Below are 24,392 nucleotides of genomic sequence, written 5' to 3'. Positions count from 1 at the left end.
CAGGAGGTGTTTTTTCGTGGGAAAAGGAAGTAATTTTGACGAGATTTTCAAAAAATGCTATAATGAGGACAAGAAAAGGAAGTCATGCGCTAACATGACTCCCTAGTAGTAGCTCCGTAAAAAGACGGTGGCTGAATTGAATTGTTATAAAAATAACCATCGACTCTTGCCGAAGTGAGGATGGTTATTTTTTGTGGTCGTTGTTAAGTTTGATCAACACAACTCCATCCAATATAATTAAATTTTTTGGAAACCTATTAACAAAGTATAAAAAGTGCACCAAACTATATAAAGAGACTTTCTATTGTGACAAAGTAGTGAAAAAGCAAAGAATAAAAGGAGCAAAAATTATATAGCGGGTAGAAAACTTAAATAGGATATGGTAGTCTGGAGCTGGAGAATACGCATGTTGGAGATAGACCTAAAGCTATCAAATAAGAGTATATGAGGTGCAGTTAATGGAGCAAGGATCGAAGCAATTGGTGCATGAACTTTATAATAGTCTAGAGCAACCAGATATGAAAGAGGTTAAAGACGCGCTACTCAAAGTCTATGCCAAGTTAAAAGATGAGGATTCTAAAGATAATATAGCGCTTATCGGTCCCTTGGTGAAATTTATTTATTTTACAGCTTTTGCTCAGAAATTGCATTTTAATGAGGAACAAAATAAATTAATTGGAAAGCTAAGCGATATTGGGAAAACTGCTCATCCAGAAGGCTTACTACGGCCAAGCATTCGCCCTTTTTAAAAGAGGTTGATAAAATATAATGATGGATGCATCCAATTGTAGATACAGAAAACAGACGGTGTGAGTAGCAGAACTAAGATTCGCTACTCACACTGTCTGTTTTATATTTTATCGGAAGTATTATTTCAACAAACTCAACAACACAACCCCAACCATAATCAATCCAACTCCCGAAAGAATAAACGTCCACTCGAGTGGGCTCTTTTTATGCTTGAAAATCAGAATCCCACCAATCGTCGCCACAATCACGCAAGCCTGTGAAATCGAGAAACTAGTCGCGACGCCAAGCACGGCAGTCGCCAGAAACATACCAAGATTCGCGATCGACCACGATAATCCAGTCAACAGATTGAACGCCACATTTTTGCGGGAAATGGCAGATTTTTTCGCTAAATTAATGCCAATGGCGCATGTCAGCATTCCGATCGCTTGTGGTAAGATGATAGCGAAACCACTCACATGAAATAGCTGGTTTGTCACGACGTAAAGCGTTAAAAAGAAGGAAGATAGAATAACGATAGCGTAGACATGAATGGAAACTGACTCCTTGATTTGATTCCCACGTTTTTGAAATCCGGTCATTACCACCCCAACCAAAATGATAAGCACTGCAAAAATGCCAATCACAACAGCGCTCGTCGTCTGCCATTCGTGGAAAATGAGGACGGCAAATAGTGTAGCGCCAACAAGTTGTGTCCCATTGGAAATCGGCATCGCCTTGGCGACATTCGACGCGGCGATTCCTTTAAATTGCAGTAATTGGCCAAAACTCCAAAAAATACCCGATACGAAGCTGACAATAAATGAGGCCATCGTGATTTCGGGCGACACAATCCAAAACAAAATAAAAGCGAATACAAGCGCGCTAATCGATGTCCCAAGTAACTGCTCCTCCGGGGTGCTTTTTCGTAAGTTCGCAATGATGGGCATAAAACCCCAACCAAGAACTGGTAATAAGGCAACAAAATAAATCAACATAATAAGCTTCCTCTCATCATTAATAATGCCACTTAAACTTATCATGCGTAGGATGACTCGGCAATATCCCAAAATTACGGTATTCAATGCGGTAATTTTCGTAGTTTTCGGTAAGGTAGCTTTGTAATAGAATAAGGTCTGGGAAAGGAAATATGAAATGAAAGCGGTAACGAAAATGATTGCAAATCGCGAAAAGAATATCATTCAGTTTTTAATGAAAGCAGGCCAGACACGCGTGGGAGATATTGCGGATCACTTAAGTCTCTCTGAAAAAACAGTATCCAATTCATTGAAAGAAATCGATCAGTTCCTAAAAGAATTTGGCATGACGGTCGTGCGTAAACCGAAAGTCGGCGTTTATATTGATGGAGATAGCGAAGGCTTGGCGCAAGTCACTCGTTTTCTAGGCAACCAAGTGAGTCTCGTTCCGTCCACCAAAGAAGAGCGCGTCATCTACATCTTCAGCACGCTACTAAAAGCAAGCGATTACGTGACGATTCAAGAACTTTCCGAAGCGCTTTACATTAGCCGTGGAACGATTGAGAAAGACATGATTGAAGTGACGAAAATGCTTGAGAAAGAGGGCGTCAAACTTTATAAAAAGCCAAGTAAAGGCATGAAGCTTCTCGTTAATGAGCAAGAAAAGCGCACCTTGACCTCGAAATTTATCCGTAATTTCTGGGGCAACAATTGGTATTTGAAACAAGAAGGCGAGAAAGTGCTCCAAGCTTTCGATACGATTCAAGCGGACGTGACTGGAATTTTTCCAAAAGAGGGTCTAAAAGAAATTATTTCGATTGTGCGCGAGTTCAGCGAAACATATGATTTCGCGTTTACCGACTATGCTTTTCAGTCAATCGTGATTCATCTAGCCATTGCGGTGGAACGGATTCGCAAAAAAGAGTATGTACGAGATCAGGTGGACGGTCTCATAAAAGATGCGCTGGATTCCCAACAAAAAAATACCGAAACGCTCGTTGATATGCTTGAAAATCAGCTGGGTATAACGATTCCAGATTTTGAAATTGGCTATATTCAGATTCACCTCGCAGCGGCTTACAATCAACGGAATAACAGTTTTCTCAGTAATCAAGTCCAGCCTCAAGATGATGTATCGGAATTTGTGACGGGATGTTTGGCGGAAACGGAGTATGATCAGGAGCTGCTAGAAGGTTTGGCGACACACATAAAGTCGGCGATTAATCGATTGCAATTCGGCATGAATTTTAAAAATCCGTACCTTAGTAAAATTAAGCAAAACTTCCCGCGGGCATTTGAGGAAGCGCTGTATTTGAAAACGGAGGTGGAGGCGAAATACGAGGTGCAAGTGAATGAAGATGAAACGGCGTATATCGCGCTTCATTTCGAGGCGTATCACGAGCGAATGCGTTTCTTCCCTGATCCAATTCGTGTGGTGCTTGTGTGCAGTACTGGCCTAGGTTCGTCGAGGTTACTTGCCGCCAGAATTAAGAAATATTTCCCGATGATTCAGATTGAAAAAATCCTATCCGTGCAAGCGATGATGGAGTCGAATATCGATGTTGACCTTGTGATTAGCACGATTTATCTCGAACTGGAAACGGTGCCAAGTATTGTGGTGAGCCCGATGATGAGTAAAGATGATTTGCAACAAGTGGAGCGACATATGGAAAAGTTGAAGCGGCAAAAGAAGACCGTGAGCCAGCCATTTTTAGATTTAATCCAGCCAGAACATATTTTGGCAGAGCTTGACGTTACGTCGATGGAGGCGGTGATTACCGAGATTGGTGAGATGCTGATTGCGCGGGATATTGCAAAGCCAGGCATCGTTCAGAGCGCGCTTTTGCGGGAGGAATTGTCGTTCACGTCGTTTGACGAGTTGGCGACGCCGCATGCAGATCCGGCACTGATCAAGGAATCCGCGATTGTTATTGCGACACTTAAGAAACCAGTGAAATGGGGACTTGTGGACGTGGATAAAGTATTTTTCATCGCGCTGACGGAGAATAACGGTTTGAATTTAGACGCGGTATACGAGCAATTTTACAATTATATTGATAATAAAAAGTGGTTGGAAAAGCTGGCGACGCTTCGGACCTCTAAAGAAATATATGAACATTTAATAAAGGATGGGATGTAATGGAAGTAAAGGATATTTTGACAAAGGAACTCGTCGTATTCGATTTAGAAGCGACAACGAAGGAAACAGCGATTCGAGAAATGGCGGAGATTCTGGATTCGAAGGGAATTCTTGCGGACAAAGAGGCCTACATCCAAGCTGTTTTGGATCGGGAAACGCACGCGACGACAGGGATTGGGAATAATATCGCGATTCCGCACGGTAAGAGCGATAGCGTGAAGCATTCGGCGATTGTTTTTGCCCGCACGAAAAACCAGATTGAATGGGAGTCGCTTGATGACGAGCCGGTAAACATGATTTTCCTACTTGCCATCAGCGATTCCGATAAAACCGATGCCCATTTGAAAATTCTAGCTGAAATCGCGACGAAGCTTATGGATGACGATATTGTCGCTGGGTTGAAGGAAACGCGAGATAAAGAAGAAGTAATCCGTATTTTAAACGAAGGAGTGGTAGGAGTATGAAACGTAAAATAATCGCAGTAACCGCATGTGCAACAGGTGTAGCCCACACGTATATGGCAGCACAAGCACTCAAAAAAGGCGCGAAGAAAATGGGCGACTTAATTAAGGTGGAAACGCAAGGCGCGACTGGAATCGAGAATGAACTGACCGAAAAAGACGTAAATATCGGTGAAGTTGTGATTTTTGCAGTGGATACGAAAGTGAGAAATAGCGAGCGTTTTGCCGGGAAAACGATTCTAGAAGTTCCTGTAAGCGCGCCGATTAAAGACGCTGAAAAAGTGATTAACGAAGCACTGAAACTAATCGATGAGAAATAGGGGGAAACGACTATGTTTAGAAAAATTGGGAGCGAGCTTAAAAAACACGTTTTAACAGGTATTTCATATATGATTCCACTCGTTATTGCGGGTGCGGTGATCATGGCGATTGCGCGTGTTGGTGGTTCATTTTACGGAATTACGGACATTTGGGATCCGAAATATGCAGATAGTACGAACGGTATTATTTCGCTGCTGCACAGTTTAGATGGTTTTGGTGGCCTGGCACTTGGCATGATGTTCCCTGTCATTGCAGCGTTTATCGCCTATTCGATTTCGGATAAGCTCGGCATCGCACCAGGACTTGTCGGTGGTTTGTTGGCCCGTGATATTGGCGCAGGATTCCTTGGTGCTCTTGCGGCAGGTTTGATCGCAGGTTACGCATGTCTATTGATCAAGAAACATGTTAAATTACCAAAATCAGCAGCATCGATTGTGCCCGTCTTTTTAGTACCTGTTTTTGGGACGCTCATTACTGTACTCATTATAAATTATGTCGTCGGAATTCCGTTTGCCGACTTGAATAAAGCGCTTGAAACTTGGTTAAACGGCATGTCAGGAACGAACCAAATTTTGATGGCGGCAATTATTGGCGCGATGGTTGGGTTTGACTTAGGCGGACCAGTAAATAAAGCCGCAGTTACGACCGCGATGGCACTTTTGACGAGTGGAATTTATGCTCCGAATACTGCCGCACAAGTCGCGATTATTATTCCCCCACTAGGTCTGGGGTTGGCAACATTGATCGCTAGACGAAAATACAACACCGAAATGCGCGAAGCTGGGAAATCATCATTAATCATGGGACTCGTTGGTATTAGCGAAGGCGCGATTCCGTTCGCTGTAGAATCCCCGCTAAAAGTCATTCCGGCAACCGTGATAGGTTCGGCAATCGGTGGCGCACTCGCAGTAGGACTTGGCGCAATTAACCAAGCACCAATCAGCGGTTTTTATGGCTGGTTCACCGTGCAAAACTGGTGGTTCTACATTTTAGCAATCGCGGTTGGAACGTTCGTCGTAGCAGGAATATCAGTGGCGTTACGTAAAGATAGCGCTGGTCAAGAAGAATCGTATACCATCGAAGAAGAAGATTTTGATGAAGCAGAATGGGAAGCTTAAAAAACGGAGGTAATTATGGTTAAAGCACATATTGTGAATCATACGCATTGGGATCGGGAATGGTATTTCACGTCCGCCGATGCGCTGGTGTTAAGCGAACAACTTTTCACAGAAGTTATCGAGGAATTGCAAAAGCACCCAGAGGCAAATTTCGTATTGGACGGTCAACTCTCGATTTTGGACGATTACGTCGCGCTATATCCTGAAAAAATGACGGATATTAAAAAGCTGATTGCGGACAAACAATTATTTATCGGTCCGTGGTTCACGCAAACAGATGCGTTTTTCGCACACGGTGAATCAATTTTACGGAACGCGATGATTGGTATTTTTGATAGTAAAAAATATGGCGATTACATGAAAATTGGTTATTTGCCAGATACATTCGGATTTAACGCGCAAATGCCGACATTGCTTGCTCAGGCGGGCTTTGATAACATCATTTTCTGGCGCGGGATTCATCTTGGACAACAAGTGAACTCTCCGTATTTTAAATGGCAGGGGCTGGGCAATTCCGCAGAGCTTTATGCGATTAATTTGCCGCAAGGGTATGGAACGGGAATGCTGCTTGAGCCAACGACGGCGTATGTCGATGGGCGTCTTGACCCCGCGATTGATTTCATCAGTAAATACAGCCAGACAAAAGAAGTGCTGATTCCATCTGGAAACGATCAGCTGAACATTATTTTCAATTTTGCCGATAAGCTAGCCGAGATAAACGAGATGGGGGGCCACTCGTACGAACTGAGCACCTATCAAGATTTTATCGAATACGTCAAAACACTGCCTGATTTGGAAACGTTCCGTGGTGAATTCAGAAGTCCCGTTTTAGCCCGCGTGCATAAAACAATCGGATCGAGCCGCATGAATATCAAGCTAAAAAGCGCAGAATTAGAACAAAAATTACTCACCCGTATTGAGCCGCTTCTCGTTATCGCAAAAGCGTCTGGTATCCCGATGAGCGAACGATTACTCATGCATACGTGGAAAAAGCTGCTCGAAGGCCAAGCACATGATAGTTTAGCAGGATGCGTTTCCGATCCAGTTGCCGAGGACATTTTGCATCGGATGAAAGAGGCCGACGAATTATGTGACAGTATCGAAAACACGATTGTTAAGAAAATCGCGGATGATTTAGCGCTGGCGCCGAACGAAATTATCATTTTTAACACAGAATTAAGCGTTTTTGACGGCTATAAAGAAATCCAAGTCGTTACGAAAAACAAGCAGATCTGTTTCCCAGAACATCCAGATGCGACGATTATCAAAGAGCAATATATCGAATCTAGAGAGAATGTTCTGGAAGAAACACCAGCTGGGAATCGATTCATTGAAGAACCTGGTTATTACGTGTTGCAAATTAGGCTAAAAACGCAGCTCCCGGGCCTTGGTTATCGCGTGGTTTGTTTTGAAGAAAGCGATGTAGAACTTGAAGGAATGGTGCACACGAATGAAGCGGAAATTAAGAATGAATTTTATAGTATCGTGTTTAAAAATGGTGACCTCACGTTAGAAACGCCGAACGGAGACAAGAAAACGAACTTTATTCAACTTGAAAATACCGCTAATGCTGGTGATACGTATGATTATTCACCACTTGCTGGCGACATGAAGCGAAACCTCACATTTACAAAAGCGATCATAGAGAAATCGCGCGAAGTGGAGCAACTCATTTTAACAGGAGTAACTATTTTACCGTTTGATTTGGAAGACCGATTAACGGATGGTAAACAAGGCGAGCTTACCGTGAAAATGACCTTGGAGCTTGGAAAAGGTAGCGAGTTGTTGCGTTGTGAGGTAGAGGTCGACAATCAGATTCAAAGTCATCGCTTGCGTCTAAAAGTGAATACGGGTGTCGAGGCAACGGCTAATATGGCGTCGCTACCGTTCGGCTATATCGAGAGAACGCCTGGCGTGCCTGCTAACTGGCAAGAAACGTATAGCGAGATGCCGATCGATATTGAGCCGTTAGAACAAAGTGTCACGCTATCAAATGAGGCTAAGAGTTGTACCATTTTCACTCGAGGAATTAAGGAATATCAACAATTAGACAGCCATTTAGCCTTGACCTTACTCGCGACAACAGGACAACTCGGCAAACCAGACTTAGCCTACCGTCCAGGTCGCGCATCCGGTGATACAACGAAAAAAGGCCATGTTCTGATTCCAACAGAAGGTGCGCAGTTGATTGGTCAACACACATTCTCACTTGCCATCTACTTAGGCGAGAAATCCTTTGATGAGCACGAAACGGCGCTACGGAGCAGAGAATTCAACGAAACGACCATATCCTATCAATGCCAACCTTTCAATCATTTTTTACACCGTTTGGACAATAAAATTCAAAAAACAGAGCGTAAATTAGGATTACCGCGGACACTCGAATTAATAAATGTACCAAAAGAATATCTAGTTTCCGCGTGTTATCCGTCGTATTACCAAGCAGATAAATACATCGTCAGGTTTGAAAACCCAACTAGCGCACCACAAAAACTAGATTTATCATGTATTGCAACTGAAAACATCGAAGTAGTAAACGCGGTAGAAGAAGTGATTGTTGAATCTGAATTTACAATTCCTTCTTACGACGCCATAACGCTACGACTCAAAATTTAAATACGCGTAAACCATGTTTCCACTTGCACTTTTGCTGAAATAAAGGTATATTTATAAGTGAGCCGTTTTTAATAAATGGCAGCCAATTTGTCATGCTAGATGGGGATGTAGCGGAGCCCTGTAACCCACAATCCGCTCTAGTGGGGTTGAATTCCTTATCGAGGCTTTGTACCTGTTTGGTCAGCCCTTTGTAAGTGGTGTTGACGTCTGGGTCTTGCGCAATGGAATCCTATGAACCATGTCAGGTCCGGAAGGAAGCAGCATTAAGTAGTGTCTTCCATGTGCCGTGAGGTCGCCTGGGCTGAGCTAACTGCAGAGGTAACGTAGATGGGTGCATTGCCGGAATAAGGTGCATGGCATTATAATTTTAAATAACTCGAGTCTTCTTTTCTGTCCAGAGAAGGAGGCTTTTTTCATTGACTGCAAAATAAAAGCACAGTACACGATGTTATCACCGAAGCGTGGCGCCACATGTTCATCCCCTAGGCAAAGTCGAGCACTGGAGCGGAACATACTCGAGTACGAGAGCATCAGCGCACAGACTTTAATGACGGAGATGGACATATGCCGCCACGCTTGGTGTATCTAATTTTAGCGATATAGACTATACTAGACAAAAGAGGTGAATGAAATGCCAGTAGAAGACAAAGGTGTGAATTTGCTAGAGTTACGGAAATCTCCGCGAGCACATGTAGAAATACAAGGAGAGATAGAAGACTACGTGACATGGGAAAGAGAAGACAAAATATATTTCGGCCGAATCGAAAAAATGCTGATTAACTCGGCGATTGTATCGATTGACGAAGATCTACAAAAAGAACATAATGCACCAATACGCACAGTTGTAAATTTCAAAAAGTATCGCGTACTTGATTTAGAAAAATAAATTGGGAGGTGTCCATTCATTTTGGGCGCTTTTTTTGGTAAATAAGATATGATAAAATAGAATGTATAAATATCATCACACAAGGAGAACAACGCATGAAACTTACAAAGAAATTCTGGCGAAACGCAGCATTGGTAACCATATGTATCATCGCTATTCCAGCTATTATTTTCAGCGCGAATAAAGCTAATGCCAGCGTAGCCATCGACAAAAAAATTGCAGAATATGGCATCCTAAAAGGAGATATTGTCGATATCAACAAACTTGGCTATGATTTCAAAAACGGCGGTTATAGCAGAATTATCACGACCAAAAGAGACATGGCAAAGTGGAAAGCCTATCTTGAGAATCCGAAGCACAAAGAAGAGAATTACTACTATGGTGCGGACGAAAATGACGAGTTAATTCGTAAAAAGAAGAACACGACAGATCCAAAAGATACGGATTGGTATTATATTTTCACTTACGATCAAGGGGAAGTAACTGTTGACATGAGCGTTTTCGGCAACTGGATTGATCCAGATGGAACGGAATTAGAAGAATACCGCGCCCTAATGTCCTATCCTAAACCTAACTAATAATCCTTGTAAAATTCCTCTATCCTTTTTACTATAAAATTGGTATACTTATAAAAAGGGAGTGATAATGTGAAAAGAAAAGCATATCGTAATTCACCAGCATTTGTTATGTTAGCATGGGGTTCATTCTTGGCGTTCTTAGCGCTTACAATTATTGGACTAGCCACGTTAAAAGAGCCACTAATGGTCAAAGGCTATTATTTGATGGGATCGATCGGCTTGATTTCATCTGCTTTTACAGTAGCTAAAGTCGTGCGTGATAACCAGGAAGATGAAGAACGTTACAATCAGATGTTCCGCGCGAAAGATGTGGAGAACATCGAGGAATAATGGAATCAAAAAATGGTTCTATCATCAATGTGGAGTAGATTTTTCTTGCCCCAATGTTGATGGTAGAACCATTCTTTTTAATTATAAATCGGCTAATACCTCGATATTTAGTTACAAAACGAGGTATTTCTTTATTCTGTATCCTTGGATTCGTTTTTCTGATCATCGGACTTCTTTTTCGTCGGCAAAATAATTTCTTTATCGCCAGGAAGGACGATCGTATAATCATTTTTCTTCACGAGTTTACCGTTGTCGAAGTCTGGGAAATCTGCTTTTTGTGCCATACTATGACCTCCATTTCTCTCTCATTATACTACAAATCTCATTTTCTTTCCTTATATGCTTGTAAAAAAGCCGTGTAAATGGGATAATTTTAGAGAAGCAAAGTTGCTACGGAATAAAGTTATGAAGGAGCGTAAGTCCATTGAAAATTACGAAAAAACTCGCGATCTCGCAAAAAGAGTGTTTTGATACCATTATGAACTCAGTTGTCCACGACGTTAAAGAAGCAACAGGGAAGAAACCGCTTGTACAGAAGTTGGAAGGCCTGAAATTTAAGCGCAAAATGGCGAATGGCTCCGAAGCGGTCATGATAATCACGAAATGTACGCCACCCGAAATATACGAATTCCAAACGAAAACACACGTCAACACCCACACGACAAGCTATACAGTCACGGCGATCACCGAGCACACATGCGAAGTAGTGTATGACGAAACGGTCGAAGCAGAAACAGCAATGGCGCGCTGGAACAACATCCTCGTCGGCGGCTTGCTAGGGTTCACCCGCAAAAAAAGAATCACCCGCATGCTAGACGGAATCGAAGCCCTAGTCATCCAACAACACAAAGAACTAGTAACAAAAATCTCCAAATAAGCATAAAATGAAAATTCAGCCACCGCAAAACTCAAAGTAAAAGTCTACCGAAAACCCGCCCAAGCTTTCAGCGGAGTGCGCAAGTGCTCAGTTTCTAGGCAAAGGCGAGTACCGACGCGGAATGTACGATTGTACACGAGCATCGGAACGGAGCCTTTAACGACGAAAATGAGTACTTGCGCGCTCCGCTGAGAAAGGAGTTAGTATGGCATATCAGGCACTATACCGCGTCTTTAGACCACAAAGCTTTCAAGATGTGGTGGGACAAGAACACGTAACACGAACATTAAAAAACGCAATCGTTCAAAATAAAACATCGCATGCTTACCTTTTCTCTGGACCTCGTGGAACGGGGAAAACGAGTGCTGCGAAAATTTTTGCTAAGGCGATAAACTGTCCGAATAGCGTGGACGGCGAACCGTGTAATAATTGCGAAATTTGCCAAGGTACAACAGACGGATCAATCCCTGATGTTCTCGAAATCGATGCGGCATCGAACAACGGTGTTGAAGAAATTCGCGATATCCGTGAAAAGGTCAAATACGCACCAACGATCGCCAAATATAAAGTGTATATTATCGATGAAGTGCACATGCTTTCAACAGGAGCTTTCAACGCGCTCTTAAAAACGTTAGAAGAACCGCCGAAGCATGTCATCTTTATTTTGGCGACAACCGAACCACATAAATTACCGCTGACCATTATTTCGCGCGTACAGCGATTTGATTTTAAGCGAATCACAACGCAAGACATTATCGGTCGGTTGGCATTCATTTTAGACGAAGAAAAAATCGGCTATGATCCAAAGGCACTCGATATCGTGGCCCGCGCAGCAGAAGGCGGGATGCGGGATGCGCTTAGCTTGCTCGACCAAGTTATATCGTACGGGACACAAGAAGTTACCGTTGCGGATGCACTCGAAATCACTGGTTCTGTAGCGCAAGGAATGCTCACCGAACTGGTTCAAGCAGTCATCAATTCCGATGCAAAAATGGCGTTAGAAAAGTTATCAGGTTTACTCGCAGAAGGGAAAGATCCAGTTCGCTTAGTAGAAGATCTGCTCGTCTTTTTCCGCGATGTGTTGCTATTCCAAAAGGCACCAGATTTAACGGATGCTATGGAGCGCGCGGTCATTGACGAAGCATTTCAAACACTAGCGACGTCGGCCGATGCGAATAAAATTTATCAATATGTAACGATTTTAAACGATGCAGGACAGCAGATGCGCTTTTCTAATCATCCAGGAATCTACATTGAGGTGGCTCTTGTACAACTGATTCAAGTTGGCGGAGGTGCACCAGTCGTTGCCACATCAAGCGCCACGACGGCACCAAGTCAAGATGTTGCCGAACTTGTAAACAAAGTGGAACGTCTCGAACAAGAACTAAACGACTTGAAACGCCAGATCGCAAACGGCGCGACAGCATCAAATGGAGCAAGCGCTCAAATCGCCGCTCCACGTAAAAAACAAGCGATCTCAGGAAATAAGCAATTTAAAGCACCAGTTGGCCGCATTAATTCCGTGCTAAGCGCCGCGAAAAAACAAGATTTACAGTTAATTCGTAGCTGTTGGAGCGACCTAATTTCGATGCTAATGGCCTCGCAAGCCGCACTTTTAAACGAAGCAGAGCCTGTAGCTGCCTCTAGCGACACTTTTGTGTTAAAATTTAAGCATGAGATTCATTGTCAAATGGCGATGGACAATCCCAATTTTGTAGAAACAGTAACGAACGGCATTTCGCGGCTGACGAAGAATAATTATTCCTTCATCGGCATTCCCGAAGACCAATGGGGCGAAATCCGCGAGAACTTCCTGAAAAATGCGGATAACACAGAAGCGGAAGACGGTGGTCAAAAACCAGCAGAACCCGCGGAAGATCCGATTATCAGTGAAGCTGCGAAACTAGTTGGAGAAGGCTTGCTTGAAATTAAAGAATAAAAAACTAAGATAAGAAAGAGGAGATTTATAATGCGTGGAATGGGAAATATGCAAGGTATGATGAAACAAATGCAAAAAATGCAAAAAGAAATGGCGAAAGCACAAGCAGAACTAGAATTAAGAACATTCACAGGAACAGCAGGCGGCGGCATGGTAACCGTTGAAATGACAGGGAAACGCCTAGTAACAGACGTAATCGTGAAAGAAGAAGTAGTAGATCCAGAAGACATCGAAATGCTACAAGACCTTGTTTTAGCAGCAACAAACGACGCCCTAAAACAAGTAGAAGACACAACAGCCTCCACAATGGGCCAATTCACTCAGGGAATGAACCTACCTGGAATGTAATTAAAAATTAGATGAAAAATGTGCATTAAAAGTATTTGACCTAAAGAAAACAATGAGCTGGCCTAAGAACGTGCCATATTTTTGATGTAGGACGAATACTTCGCAATGCACCAAATCGAGCGAAAGCGTTTGTATTCAGGGAGTTTGGTGGAAGCCGGAGAGCTGCGTGTACGATTGTACATGAGAACCGGAAGTCCGCCAAACTCCCTGAATGCGAGCGCTTGCCGCCGATTTACCCGAGGTAAGGAGGAATCCCCAGATGCATTATCCAGAGCCGATAACGAAACTAATGGACAGCTTTATGAAATTGCCAGGGATCGGACCGAAAACGGCGGCGCGGCTGGCTTTTTTTACGTTGGACATGAAAGAAGAAGATGTACTAGATTTTGCGAAAGCGCTCGTGGATGCGAAACGTAACTTGAGTTTTTGCTCAGTTTGTGGGCATATTACAGATAAAGATCCGTGTTATATTTGTACGGATATGTCGCGTGACCGCAGTATTATTTGCGTCGTGCAAGAAGCGAAAGACGTCATTGCAATGGAAAAAATGCGTGATTTCCGCGGCTTATATCACGTACTTCACGGTACGATTTCACCGATGGATGGGATTGGACCTGAGGATATTAATATTCCTGATTTGCTGAAACGCCTGCAAGATGACACGATTCAAGAAGTCGTTTTAGCGACGAATCCAAACGTAGAAGGCGAAGCGACCGCAATGTATATCTCAAGATTGCTGAAACCATCAGGAATTAAAGTGACGCGAATTGCGCATGGTCTTCCAGTCGGTGGCGATTTAGAATATGCAGATGAAGTAACGTTGTCCAAAGCGCTTGAAGGGCGACGCGAAATTTAAAAATGAGGTGAGCGAAAATGGAATCCAGAAGTGACAAAAAAGCAAAAACTTCACGTAAAAAGAAACAAAAGATTGGAAAACTGCATAAATCATATGATGCGTATTTACTTGAATTGATTGAGGTAACACAAGAAAAGTGGAATCAGCACAAGAATATTGCGCGGAAAAGTTTCGGTTATAATACAGAAACAGAATATGAATTAAAGAAAGCAGAAGCCAAATATTTTTACCTTTTTCGCGAAGCAAGGCATCGTAACATAACAAACTCGCCGAAATAAGTAATAGTCTGGGACATAACCCAGATAAATCGGCGACAAGCGCTCGCATTGTTGGGGCTGTTCGAAATAACATGAGGTACAGCCCCAATATGCCTATGAGCAACGCGAATGGGCGGTCATTCGGGGTTTGTGGAACAAGGAGATAGTGCTACTTCTTTAAGGTTCTGCTGCACAAGAGCAGTTTCGCTTAACTTCTCACATGGTCGGGGATACAACTCCCTCTCTGTTTTCAGTCATCATGTACAAGTCGTACACTCCGCTTCCGGCTTCCACCAAATCCCCTAAATACAAACGCTTTCGCTCGATTTGTGTAAAGCAAAATTTTTCGTCCTACCCGAAGTAAATGGCTGGGCGGTTTTTCCTTGTCTCGAGTTTGTCTTGGACTCGTTGCTATGCTTAAAAAGGGGTGAAGGGGAATGAAGAAAAAGCGTAGGTGGACCGGGGTTATCATCGCTGTTCTAGTGATAGCAATGCTTTTATTCGCGGGATTCAGAACGACTTTGCTTGATCCGATCGGTTTCCACGCGGCACATGCGCTAAAAATCGAAACGAAAGCAAACACCGATGACGAACCGATTGTCTTCATTCACGGATACGACGGCTCGAATTGGACCTTTTTCACAACGACCGTTCGTTATAGTTTCAGCGATTTTGCAACGCGATCTTTAACATTGCTTGTCCGCGAAAATGGAGATGTAGAGGCTTCGGGTGTGTACGATAGGGCGATGAAGCGACCGATGATTCGCGTTAATTTTGAAAATCCACGTTCGATTATTCCTGATAATGCAGCGTGGTTCGCCAAAGCGATGGACCTACTAAAAACAAAGTACGGTATCGAAAAAGTAGATGTTGTCGCGCATTCTTATGGTGGCCTCACGTTTGTTAATTATCTACAGAAATATAATTATAAATCGAATAGTTATCCAAAAGTGACTACATTTACTGCTATAGGTACTCCGTTTAATGGTTCTGTCGTGTCGAGCGACGGCAAAACAGCTTATGATCTAACTAAAACCGGTCCGAAAAAGGAATCCGTGTACTTTCAAGAAATGATGAAACGACAGGCGAAAATTCCGTCAGATCTCGAGGTTCTAAATATCGTTGGAGATCTTGATGACGGTAGCCGAAGTGATGGCCCGGTAGCTGTTGATAGTGCCAAAAGTGCCGCTTTCCTATTTAACAAAAATGACTATCGAGAAGTACTTTTTACGGGGAGATTCGCACAACATAGTTGGCTTCATGCTAATATTGGCGTCGATCAAGAAATAAAAGCATTTATTGAGAATACAAACTAAGAAATAAGTTGATTAGAGTATTAAAATAGTTAATTTGAATAAGAAAGTATTTTCTGATAAATCATTTGACTAAATCCTAGAAATAGGATAGAATTAATATTGGCTCTATAAGTAAGCTTATGTGTGCGGCTTGCTTAGAGTGCCATCATCCCACACAGATGGGCCTGCAAGTGCTAGTTGTAGGTTCGTCTGTGTTTTTTTGATATCCTAAACTTGCTTTATCGAAATAGTAGGCGTATACTTATTAAATCGTAATGATTACTATTTATATCGAGGAGGAAAGTAAATGGCTAAGAAATCCAAAATAGCAAAAGCTGCAAAACAACGCCAACTAATTGCGCAATACGCGGAATTACGAAGTGAATTAAAGGCCAGCGGAAATATAGAAGCCTTAAGTAAACTACCAAAAGATTCGAACCCCAATCGCTATAAGAATCGTGATTTGATTGATGGCAGACCTAGAGCTTACATGCGTAAGTTTGGAATGTCACGGATTACATTTCGCGAATATGCTCATAAAGGACAGATACCCGGCGTGAAAAAAGCAAGCTGGTGAACAAGAAAAATGGCGCAGACTACTGAAAATTAGAGTAGTTCGCGCCATTTTTTATTTTACAATAATCGTTTTTAAATTCGCGTTAATCACGTCGATGCTTTCGTCCATTTGGAGCTGAGCTGCGGTTACGTAGGCACCTTCCAAAATCGGAACATCAAACAGAAGAATTTCCTTATCCGAGATTTCCATCACCGTTTCGATATTCATTTTTGCGCTACCAAGATCGTAAAAAGCATAGATATGATCAGCTTCATTCGTCTCAAAAGCGATACTTACTTTCTCAAAACTCGTACCAATTTCCCCATCATCAGTTCCACCAGCATGCGTGATCGCAACGTCCTGCGCGACTTCTTTGATGATTTGGTGAACACCGTACGCAACATCAGCGGAATGGGAGATGATCACGATACCATATTTTTTCGTCATTTATTTGTCCTCCTGTGCAAGGAAAGCGCGGAAAAGTAGCGCGGATGAGTAGGCGCCAGGATCAAGATGGCCGACAGAACGATCGCCAAGATATGCGGCACGGCCTTTTGTTGCTTTCAAGTCTTTCGTTTTTTGAAGGGCCGCTTCGATGACATCGCTCGTCAGATCATCTTGGCGCAGTGCGTTAATCACAGGCTCCCATACGTCGATCATCGTTTTTTCGCCAGCATGAGATTTGCCGCGGTGTTCGATGCCAGCCAGCCCTGCTTCAAGTGCTTCGATCAGATCCGTTTCGCTCAGTGGATCGGTTTCCACAGCCTTACTCATCGCAAGAAAAGCACTACCATATAGCGGACCAGATGCGCCGCCAACCTTGCTAAGAATCGTCATGCCCGCCGTTTTGAATGCATCTTTCACACTCTCAGGTTCCTTCTCAGCAAGCGCTTTTTTGAGCTCCGTGAGGCCACGCGCCATATTAATACCATGATCACCGTCGCCAATCGCCTGATCCAAATCGCTCAATAATTGCTTATTCTCAATAACGCTATCACTAAAATCAGTCAGCCACTTTATCGCCCATTTATTATTATAAGTCATCGTCATTCCTCCTATTTCCACGCGCTAGTTTCGACCGGGAAGTTCAACATATTCAGCCATTTTTCATCCGTTAATTTTAAAACTGTCAAGGATAATCCGCTCATATCAAGCGATGTCATGAAGTCACCAACCATCGTTTTGGCAATCGGAATACCGTGCGCCGCGACGACATTATGCACATCGTTTGTGAAAATATACTGCTCCATAAGTGGCGTCGCGCCCATCCCATTGACGAGGACGACGATCTTATCCTCCGTGCCAAGTCTCAGTTCTGCGTTAATCCGTGCAAAAAGTAAATTTGCGAGTTCATGCGAAGTCATCACTTTTTCGCGACTAGATCCAGGCTCACCGTGAATCCCAACGCCAACTTCAATCTCATCTTCAGGAAGCTCAAAGCCACGATGCCCAACTTCGGGAACAGTTCCAGCAGACAAAGCCGCGCCAATCGTTTTGACAGAAGCCACGACTTTTTCACCAAGCGCTTGGAGCTCAGGGAGGGATGCACCGGCCTCTGCTGCTGCGCCAACGATTTTGTGAACCAGAACAGTTCCTGCCACGCCACGTCGCCCAGTGGTAAACGAGCTATCCTCTACGGCGATATCATCATTGACGAGGACCGACGCGACTTCAATATCTTCCGCCTCCGCAAGTTCCGCCGCCATTTCGAAATTCATCACATCACCCGTATAATTTTTCACGATCAGGAGAACGCCTTTTCCTTGGTCAGCCGCTTTAATACCTTCTAAAATTTGATCCGGAGTTGGCGATGTGAAAACGTCACCACAAACAGCGGCGCTAAGCATCCCACGACCAACATAACCCGCATGCGCAGGCTCGTGACCAGAACCGCCGCCGCTAACGAGGCCGACTTTTAAAGGACGCACATCGTTACGAGCAATCACGCGCGTGCCCTCCACCCGATAAATAAGATCGCCATGCGTTTTGACGAGACCTTCCACCATTTGCTCCACGGCTTGATCTACTTCATTTAGAATTTTTTTCATTTGAAATATCTCCTCCTTGATTTTAGTTTCTATATATAAAATTCCCTTGATGGTGGGAGGTTAAACGTTATGATACAATGTATGGGAAGAAGATTGGAGAGATTAGCATGCAAAAAAAGATGCCGGTAGTAGATGCTTTGCGGAACCACGCGGGAAACCGTTCGCTACATGTTCCCGGTCATAAAAATGGATTGCTGTTCCCCGAAAAATATCGCGAGGTTTTGCGTCATGATTTGACCGAGGTTTCAGGGTTGGACGATCTGCACCACCCAGAAGGCGCGATTCTTGAGGCACAACAGTTACTCGCGACGTGTTACGATTCTGATCAAAGTTACATGTTAGTGAACGGGTCCACTGTCGGCAATTTGGCGATGATTCTAGGAACTTGTAAGCGCGGCGATACGGTCATAGTCTCGCGTGATTGCCATAAATCAGTAATGCACGCGCTAGATTTGGCGGGCGTCCACGCGATTTATTTGGCGACGCAAAAGGAATCACAGACAGGGACGGCGAACGGTATCGAAGCCGCGCTACTACGCGAAGCCTTGCAAATGGAGACAATTCGCGCCGTCGTGTTTACCTATCCAAGCTACTACGGTTTTGGTTTTGACCTCGCAACTTGCATCGCGACATGCCGAGAATTTGGCGCACTCGTACTCGTGGACGAGGCGCACGGAGCTCATTTTGAAGCGGACAAGTCATTATTCCCAGCCTCAGCAATCGAGCTCGGCGCTGATGTTGTCGTCCATTCCGCGCATAAAACCCTACCAGCCTTAACGATGGGATCCTATTTACATATACCAAAATGGCGCGACGAATTAGCCGAGATCCCGCGCTATCTGCAAATGTTGCAATCAAGCAGCCCGTCCTATTTAATCATGGCCTCACTCGATTACGCGCGTCATTACGTGGCCAATTACACGGAAAAAGATGCCGAAGCGTTTCAAAAAATGCGAGCAGATTGGCTTCAGTGGTTACGCGAAAACGAGCTCACCGTCATCACGCCCGATGATCCACTAAAATTCATCGTTCGCAAAGACGGTTTATCAGGCTTCGCGCTACAAGAAATCTTCGAACAGATTGGATATTTTCCAGAGCTCGCCGATGCCAATAATGTATTATTAATATTGCCTCTAATCAAAAATGGCATGGAATTTCTACCACCCAAAGTCTCGTTAAGCTTTGATGCTAATGACTTTGTCGAATTACCAGCACCGAACTTAATCACAAAAATTTCAGCTCGCGACATAACTCGCCCAACCCGTTTTGAAACACTCGAAAATGCAATCGGCAAAACAGCAGCGGAAATGGTCATTCCCTATCCCCCGGGAATCCCAATTATTTTAATCGGTGAAAAAATAACAACAGCCCATATCGAAATACTTTTGTCAGTTAAAAAACACCACTACCAAGGCGGTGAAAAGCTCCACAAAGACAAGCTGAAAATTTTCATATAAATATAAGCGTTTTGCGCCAGTTCATGGTATGCTTAGAACTAAGAAAACGAATAAGGATGGTAACAAAAATGAGCGGTATTTTTATCACGTTAGAAGGTCCAGACGGATCGGGAAAAACAACGGTCGGCACACGTTTAGCAGAGCGTTTAGAAGAAGCAGGAATCCAGTTTGTAAAAACAAGAGAACCCGGAGGCAGCAAGATTTCAGATGTCGTACGAGAAATTTTCCTGAACGATCTCGACAGCAGAATGGACGCAAAAACCGAAGCTTTACTCATTGCAGGCGCGAGACGGCAGCACGTCGTAGAACTTATCCGCCCAGCATTGGCAGAAGGAAATGTAGTTTTGTGCGATCGCTTTATCGATAGTTCACTTGCCTATCAAGGTGTTGGACGCGATATCGGGATTGACGAAGTTTTGAAAATAAATCAGTTTGCCGTGGAAGATACAATGCCAGATGTAACGTTTTATCTAGATGTTCCAGCAGACGTCGGTTTGGCAAGGATAGCCGCGAACAAAGGCCGTGAAGTCAACCGTTTAGACATGGAAGATGTGACATTCCATAACAAAGTACAAGCTGGCTATGAGACCGTTCGCGACATGTTCCCAGAACGTATTGAAATCATTGATGCCACGCGAACCATTGAAGAAATCGTCGCAGATATTTTCGAGCGAATCCAAGCAAAAATAAGCTAACATCAAGTGTTATATATGTAGAAAAAACGCTTCGCCAACGAGGTTTTATTAGTAAAGCTTTCTAAAATTTTCTGATATAATAAAGAAAAAACATGTATAAGGGGATGTAAGACATGAAACTAATTTATGCAATCGTTCAAGACCAAGACAGCAACCGCCTATCCGACGCGCTAACAGATGCCAATTTCCGCGCAACGAAACTAGCTTCAACCGGAGGATTTTTAAAAGCAGGAAACACGACATTTATTATCGGAGTAGAAGATGACCAAGTAAAAGCTGCACTCGATATTATCCGTAACAATTGCAAGGCACGCGAACAAATCATGAGCCCCTCAGCCTCACTTGGCGTAACCGTAGACACGTACGTTCCATACCCAATCGAAGTCCAAGTTGGCGGCGCGACAGTGTTTGTAATGCCGGTGGAGCAATTTGAGCAGTTCTGACTGAAGAGCGGAAACAGCCCGTTAGCCTCGACAGAATTTGTTAGGGGGCGTAGTGAAAAACCTTTTTTGTTTTTTGCGGAGGCACCGAAAATTCCGAGAGGCTGGCTGTTGAAGCTAGATCCGAAGGCGCTGAGCATAAACTAATACCAGAATCCGAGACCATACCTTCTCTAAATTCCAGAACTTCAATAAAAAACAAAGCTCTAATTCAGCAAAAGACGCTGGCTGTTGGCGCTGAATATCAAAAAAGGTTGAGCTAGAAATTCCTAGCTCAACCTTTTTTATCCGACAACAACAACGCCAACCGCAACTTCAGCGAAAAATCCGCATGCGTAATCGGATGATCGAGCAACGCCGCACATTTCGCAATCCTATACTTCACCGTATTCCGATGAATATAAAGCTGTTTCGCCGTCTCCGTAATCTCACATTGACAACTCAAATACACCTGCAACGTCCGCCGCAACTCCTGATGCATCTCATTTTGCGGGTAGGCCAGCGTCTTCAACGTGAACAAACAAAAATGCTGAATCTGCTCCACCGGAATAAACTGCATCAACTCCATAATTCCCTTCGACTCATAAAAATGCACAAACGAATGATAGTGATCCTTCTCGCTTTGCCGATACGTATCCACAGCCTCCATATAAGAATAATGAATCGAAGCCGTCTCATACACCTCATTGCCCGCCGCAAAAGAAATCGAAATCGGGAACAACCGATCAAGCGCCGTCTGAATCGCCACCAGCCGTTCTTTCAAGTCCGCTTCATGCTGCTGCAACAAAATAATAAACTTATCCTCCGTCGGGTGCGGAAAAATCAAAGCGCTCTCAAAATTCCGGTGCAATTCCCGCTCCAACCACTCGTACGTCAGCGAATAAACCTCTTCCTGCAACGTCAAATTCTTCAGCGCCATCGAACTCTCATCAATCCCAGCGACTAAACACCGATAATAATCAGAAGGCAACAGCCCATAACTTTTCCCATAATCCAGCAAGTTCCGCGTATATTCCGCATCATCCTCACCTTTTTCCAACAACTTTGTAAAAAATTTACCGCGCAACGTCCGATTACTCTCCGCCAACTTCTGATTCTTATAAATCGTAAACGAAATAATCGTGTTCGCCTGCTCAATCGCGAGCTGCGAGAACGGATACGGAATCTGATCCGCCTTCAAAATCACCAGGAAATACGGATAATACGTCGTCACTTTCACTGGGAAAACCGAAATCAACAACGTATCATCTTCCAACAAAAACGTCATTTCACTCGAAAGCTCCGGCGTTTTTTTTAATTTCTCATGAATATCATCAAGCGTTGTGGCATAACTCGGCTGTTTAAAATGCTGCGTACTCGCCACAACCTCCAAAAACGGATTAATGAGCACCACCGGCCGCTTCAAAATACCACCCAAATTCTGAATCAACGACTGAAGAGACGCACCCTTGATCATCATTTTTGAAAACTTCTGTTGAATATCAATCGCATAATGGAATTTCTCCGTCTGATGGTCCCAAATATAAGATAATAATTGATGCGAAATCGTGCCCAGCGTCACCGTCAGCGGAATCTTCAAAATCGGGAACTTCAAGCGGTTCGCCGTCGCGATCACCATCGGATCAAGCGTATCAATAAAACGCCCCAACTTAATCCCGAGCCCTGCAGCAGGCAAACGATGCAAATCTTCAATCAATTTACAAAGCGCCTCTGGATCATCCTGAAAAGCCATCGCAGTCGTGAGCAAAAACGTATTTTTAGGCAAATAAGCGACAATATCAGGCGTTTCCGATATCTCAATCGTATCCACCAAATTCTCCAAATCAGCCTCGGCATTTATCACTTCAATATTAGAAAATCGTGGCGTTAATAGTAGTTCAGACATTGTTGTCATAGAAAAACCCCCTTGTTTGGCAGGCACGAAAGCGCACCACACCAAAGTTTAACGTTCGATAAAAACTACTGTACTCCCTATCATTGTACTATATCCAGGCAACATTTGTCGTCCAATAACGTTGTCTACTATGAACAAAACAACATCGCCTTTTCATGCTTTATGACTAATGTTTCCTGTTTGGAATTATCTTAAAATAAAATTAGAAGCATAGCTATTGTGGCGGTCGGTCAATGGAGAGTGTATGATGAATTCCCAAGTAATGTTGTGAATAAATATACATAAACGATCGGCCGCTCTTTTTCAATCATGGAGGAGGAACCTATTATGGTAAAAGAATTACAAGCATCGATTCGAACAATTATGACTCCCGGCCCAGTAGAAGCCGAACCACGCGTGTTGCGAGCAATGAGCACACCAATTTTAGGACAATACGATCCAGAATTTTTCGCAATGATGAACGACGTAACGAACCTTTTAAAAATGCCTTTCCAAACAGAAAACGAGTGGGCGCTCGCCGTTGATGGCACTGCCCGCGCGGGACTTGAAGCAGCCGTTTGTGGGATTATCGAACCTGGCGACAAAGTACTTGTCCCATCATTTGGCCGTTTTGGCTACTTAATGGCAGAACTAGCCCAGCGCGCAGGAGCAGAAGTCAAAATCATCGAGCAAGAATGGGGCACCGTTTTCGAACCTAAAGCAGTTATCGACGAAATCAAAGCCTACAATCCAAAAATGTTGATCATGGTTCACGGTGAAACATCCACGGGCCAAATGCAAGACCTAAAAGAAATCGGCCTATTTTGTAAAGAAAACGACGTCCTATTCATGGTTGATGCCGTAGCTACATTTACCGGTGCAGACTTCCAAACAGACGCGTGGGGAGTGGACATTGCCGTTGCTGGAACCCAGAAATGCCTCAGCGTCCCAACAGGAATGGCACCAGTAACCTACAACGCAAAAGTCGAGAAAATCCTCGCATCCCGTTACCAAGTCGAACTCGGATTAACAAAAGACATCCGAAACGACCGCTTCATTTCGAGTAACTACTTAGACCTCAGCCAAATTCAGCAGTACTGGGGACCAAAGCATATCAATCACCACACAGAAATGACAACGATGATTTATGCGCTACGTGAGGGCTTAAGAATCGTTCACGAAGAAGGCCTGGAAAACCGTTTTGCCCGTCACCGCAAGCACGAAAAAGCAATGATGACCGGTTTGAATGCAATGGGCTTAACGCTATTCGGCGATATGGCGACGAAAATGCCGACCGTAACCTGCGTGAATATCCCAGAAGGCGTTGACGGAGAAGCCGTTCGTGCGACATTACTGCACCATTACGGCGTCGAAATCGCGAGTTCATTCGGTTTCCTTGCTGGCAAGATTTGGCGCATCGGAAACATGGGCTTTAGCAGCCGCAAAGAGAATGTTCTGCATACACTGAACGCTCTAGAAGCCTCGATCACATTCCACGGCGGCAAAATCGCAAAAGGCGAAGCAGCACAAGCCGCGTTGAAATTTTATAGCGAGAATTAAATACGATGAAGAATCCCTGCTTGCGAGAGTAGGGA

General features: G+C 43.8%; 26 protein-coding genes and 1 other RNA gene. 21 read left to right on the top strand and 6 right to left on the bottom strand.

Features of this window, described 5'->3' with window-relative positions; translation table 11 throughout:
• Positions 1-458: 458 nt before the first annotated feature.
• The gene (locus UE46_RS14960) at positions 459-749 is read left to right on the top strand and encodes a bacteriocin immunity protein (protein WP_036060689.1); all 291 of its coding nucleotides are present in this window, start codon (positions 459-461) and stop codon (positions 747-749) included.
• A 120-nt stretch (positions 750-869) separates the two neighbouring features.
• Here the strand turns inward: UE46_RS14960 and UE46_RS14955 are convergent, their stop codons facing one another.
• The gene (locus UE46_RS14955) at positions 870-1,727 is read right to left on the bottom strand and encodes a GRP family sugar transporter (RefSeq protein ID WP_036060688.1); all 858 of its coding nucleotides are present in this window, start codon (positions 1,725-1,727) and stop codon (positions 870-872) included.
• A 157-nt stretch (positions 1,728-1,884) separates the two neighbouring features.
• Here UE46_RS14955 and UE46_RS14950 point away from each other — a divergent pair, with 157 nt between their 5' ends.
• The 9 genes from UE46_RS14950 (at position 1,885) to UE46_RS14910 (ending at position 10,156) form a co-directional block, all read left to right on the top strand.
• A complete protein-coding gene (locus tag UE46_RS14950) occupies positions 1,885-3,846 on the top strand; it encodes a BglG family transcription antiterminator (RefSeq protein WP_036060687.1) in 1,962 nt (653 codons plus the stop codon).
• Positions 3,846-4,310 carry a PTS sugar transporter subunit IIA gene (locus tag UE46_RS14945; protein ID WP_036060686.1) on the top strand — a complete coding sequence of 155 codons (465 nt, stop codon included), beginning with the start codon at positions 3,846-3,848 and terminating at the stop codon, positions 4,308-4,310. The genes UE46_RS14950 and UE46_RS14945 overlap by 1 nt, the downstream gene beginning before the upstream one ends.
• Complete coding sequence (locus tag UE46_RS14940; protein ID WP_036060685.1) at positions 4,307-4,627, top strand: PTS fructose transporter subunit IIB; 321 nt, start codon at positions 4,307-4,309, stop codon at positions 4,625-4,627. The genes UE46_RS14945 and UE46_RS14940 overlap by 4 nt, the downstream gene beginning before the upstream one ends.
• A 12-nt stretch (positions 4,628-4,639) precedes the next feature.
• A complete protein-coding gene (locus UE46_RS14935; protein WP_036060683.1) occupies positions 4,640-5,746 on the top strand; it encodes a PTS fructose transporter subunit IIC in 1,107 nt (368 codons plus the stop codon).
• A 15-nt stretch (positions 5,747-5,761) separates the two neighbouring features.
• Positions 5,762-8,362, top strand: a complete 2,601-nt coding sequence (locus UE46_RS14930) for an alpha-mannosidase (protein ID WP_036060681.1) — start codon at positions 5,762-5,764, stop codon at positions 8,360-8,362.
• A gap of 90 nt (positions 8,363-8,452) precedes the next feature.
• An RNA gene (gene ffs / locus UE46_RS14925) (signal recognition particle sRNA large type) lies at positions 8,453-8,719 on the top strand.
• 274 nt (positions 8,720-8,993) lie between these two features.
• Positions 8,994-9,248, top strand: a complete 255-nt coding sequence (locus UE46_RS14920) for a DUF2187 domain-containing protein (protein WP_036060679.1) — start codon at positions 8,994-8,996, stop codon at positions 9,246-9,248.
• 95 nt (positions 9,249-9,343) lie between these two features.
• Entirely contained in the window at positions 9,344-9,826 is a 483-nt protein-coding gene (locus tag UE46_RS14915; protein ID WP_036060677.1) for a hypothetical protein, read from the top strand.
• A gap of 69 nt (positions 9,827-9,895) precedes the next feature.
• Positions 9,896-10,156 carry a YiaA/YiaB family inner membrane protein gene (locus tag UE46_RS14910; RefSeq protein WP_036060675.1) on the top strand — a complete coding sequence of 87 codons (261 nt, stop codon included), beginning with the start codon at positions 9,896-9,898 and terminating at the stop codon, positions 10,154-10,156.
• A 131-nt stretch (positions 10,157-10,287) separates the two neighbouring features.
• Here UE46_RS14910 and UE46_RS16370 read toward each other — a convergent pair whose 3' ends face one another.
• Positions 10,288-10,440, bottom strand: coding sequence for a hypothetical protein (locus UE46_RS16370; protein WP_159103095.1), 153 nt, complete (start codon positions 10,438-10,440; stop codon positions 10,288-10,290).
• Positions 10,441-10,580: 140 nt separating this feature from the next.
• Between UE46_RS16370 and UE46_RS14905 the strand changes: the two genes are divergently transcribed.
• From UE46_RS14905 to rpsN, 7 genes are all read left to right on the top strand, one after another.
• Positions 10,581-11,033, top strand: coding sequence for a DUF3284 domain-containing protein (locus UE46_RS14905; RefSeq protein ID WP_036060673.1), 453 nt, complete (start codon positions 10,581-10,583; stop codon positions 11,031-11,033).
• Positions 11,034-11,238: 205 nt separating this feature from the next.
• Positions 11,239-12,972, top strand: coding sequence for a DNA polymerase III subunit gamma/tau (dnaX, locus tag UE46_RS14900; protein ID WP_036060671.1), 1,734 nt, complete (start codon positions 11,239-11,241; stop codon positions 12,970-12,972).
• Positions 12,973-13,002: 30 nt separating this feature from the next.
• Positions 13,003-13,320, top strand: a complete 318-nt coding sequence (locus UE46_RS14895; RefSeq protein ID WP_118907738.1) for a YbaB/EbfC family nucleoid-associated protein — start codon at positions 13,003-13,005, stop codon at positions 13,318-13,320.
• A gap of 259 nt (positions 13,321-13,579) precedes the next feature.
• Positions 13,580-14,176 (top strand): recombination mediator RecR, encoded by a 597-nt coding sequence (recR, locus tag UE46_RS14890; protein WP_036060669.1) that lies wholly within the window; start codon positions 13,580-13,582, stop codon positions 14,174-14,176.
• 17 nt (positions 14,177-14,193) lie between these two features.
• Entirely contained in the window at positions 14,194-14,454 is a 261-nt protein-coding gene (locus tag UE46_RS14885) for a YaaL family protein (protein ID WP_036060667.1), read from the top strand.
• Between the two features lie 416 nt (positions 14,455-14,870).
• Complete coding sequence (locus UE46_RS14880; RefSeq protein ID WP_118907737.1) at positions 14,871-15,749, top strand: alpha/beta hydrolase; 879 nt, start codon at positions 14,871-14,873, stop codon at positions 15,747-15,749.
• A 286-nt stretch (positions 15,750-16,035) separates the two neighbouring features.
• Entirely contained in the window at positions 16,036-16,305 is a 270-nt protein-coding gene (gene rpsN, locus UE46_RS14875) for a 30S ribosomal protein S14 (RefSeq protein ID WP_036060666.1), read from the top strand.
• Between the two features lie 51 nt (positions 16,306-16,356).
• Here the strand turns inward: rpsN and dhaM are convergent, their stop codons facing one another.
• Genes dhaM through dhaK form a run of 3 tightly spaced genes read right to left on the bottom strand, consistent with a single transcriptional unit; the run spans position 16,357 to position 18,332 of the window.
• Positions 16,357-16,731: a dihydroxyacetone kinase phosphoryl donor subunit DhaM gene (gene dhaM / locus UE46_RS14870; protein ID WP_036060665.1), complete on the bottom strand. Its 375-nt coding sequence runs from the start codon at positions 16,729-16,731 to the stop codon at positions 16,357-16,359.
• Positions 16,732-17,328 carry a dihydroxyacetone kinase subunit DhaL gene (gene dhaL, locus UE46_RS14865; protein ID WP_036060664.1) on the bottom strand — a complete coding sequence of 199 codons (597 nt, stop codon included), beginning with the start codon at positions 17,326-17,328 and terminating at the stop codon, positions 16,732-16,734.
• A gap of 11 nt (positions 17,329-17,339) precedes the next feature.
• Positions 17,340-18,332, bottom strand: coding sequence for a dihydroxyacetone kinase subunit DhaK (gene dhaK, locus UE46_RS14860; protein ID WP_036060663.1), 993 nt, complete (start codon positions 18,330-18,332; stop codon positions 17,340-17,342).
• A gap of 101 nt (positions 18,333-18,433) precedes the next feature.
• Here dhaK and UE46_RS14855 point away from each other — a divergent pair, with 101 nt between their 5' ends.
• The 3 genes from UE46_RS14855 (at position 18,434) to UE46_RS14845 (ending at position 20,927) form a co-directional block, all read left to right on the top strand.
• Positions 18,434-19,789, top strand: coding sequence for an aminotransferase class I/II-fold pyridoxal phosphate-dependent enzyme (locus UE46_RS14855; protein WP_118907832.1), 1,356 nt, complete (start codon positions 18,434-18,436; stop codon positions 19,787-19,789).
• Between the two features lie 68 nt (positions 19,790-19,857).
• Positions 19,858-20,484 (top strand): dTMP kinase, encoded by a 627-nt coding sequence (gene tmk, locus UE46_RS14850; protein ID WP_036060662.1) that lies wholly within the window; start codon positions 19,858-19,860, stop codon positions 20,482-20,484.
• Between the two features lie 113 nt (positions 20,485-20,597).
• Positions 20,598-20,927, top strand: coding sequence for a cyclic-di-AMP receptor (locus UE46_RS14845; RefSeq protein ID WP_036060661.1), 330 nt, complete (start codon positions 20,598-20,600; stop codon positions 20,925-20,927).
• 271 nt (positions 20,928-21,198) lie between these two features.
• Here UE46_RS14845 and UE46_RS14840 read toward each other — a convergent pair whose 3' ends face one another.
• Positions 21,199-22,818 (bottom strand): PucR family transcriptional regulator, encoded by a 1,620-nt coding sequence (locus tag UE46_RS14840; RefSeq protein ID WP_118907736.1) that lies wholly within the window; start codon positions 22,816-22,818, stop codon positions 21,199-21,201.
• 327 nt (positions 22,819-23,145) lie between these two features.
• Here UE46_RS14840 and UE46_RS14835 point away from each other — a divergent pair, with 327 nt between their 5' ends.
• A complete protein-coding gene (locus tag UE46_RS14835) occupies positions 23,146-24,357 on the top strand; it encodes a pyridoxal-phosphate-dependent aminotransferase family protein (protein WP_036060660.1) in 1,212 nt (403 codons plus the stop codon).
• Positions 24,358-24,392: the final 35 nt, after the last annotated feature.

The organism is Listeria weihenstephanensis (assembly GCF_003534205.1).
GTDB classification, from domain to species: domain Bacteria; phylum Bacillota; class Bacilli; order Lactobacillales; family Listeriaceae; genus Listeria_A; species Listeria_A weihenstephanensis.
Note: the sequence above shows the minus strand (reverse complement) of the source record. Positions and strands in the feature narration are given on the sequence as shown.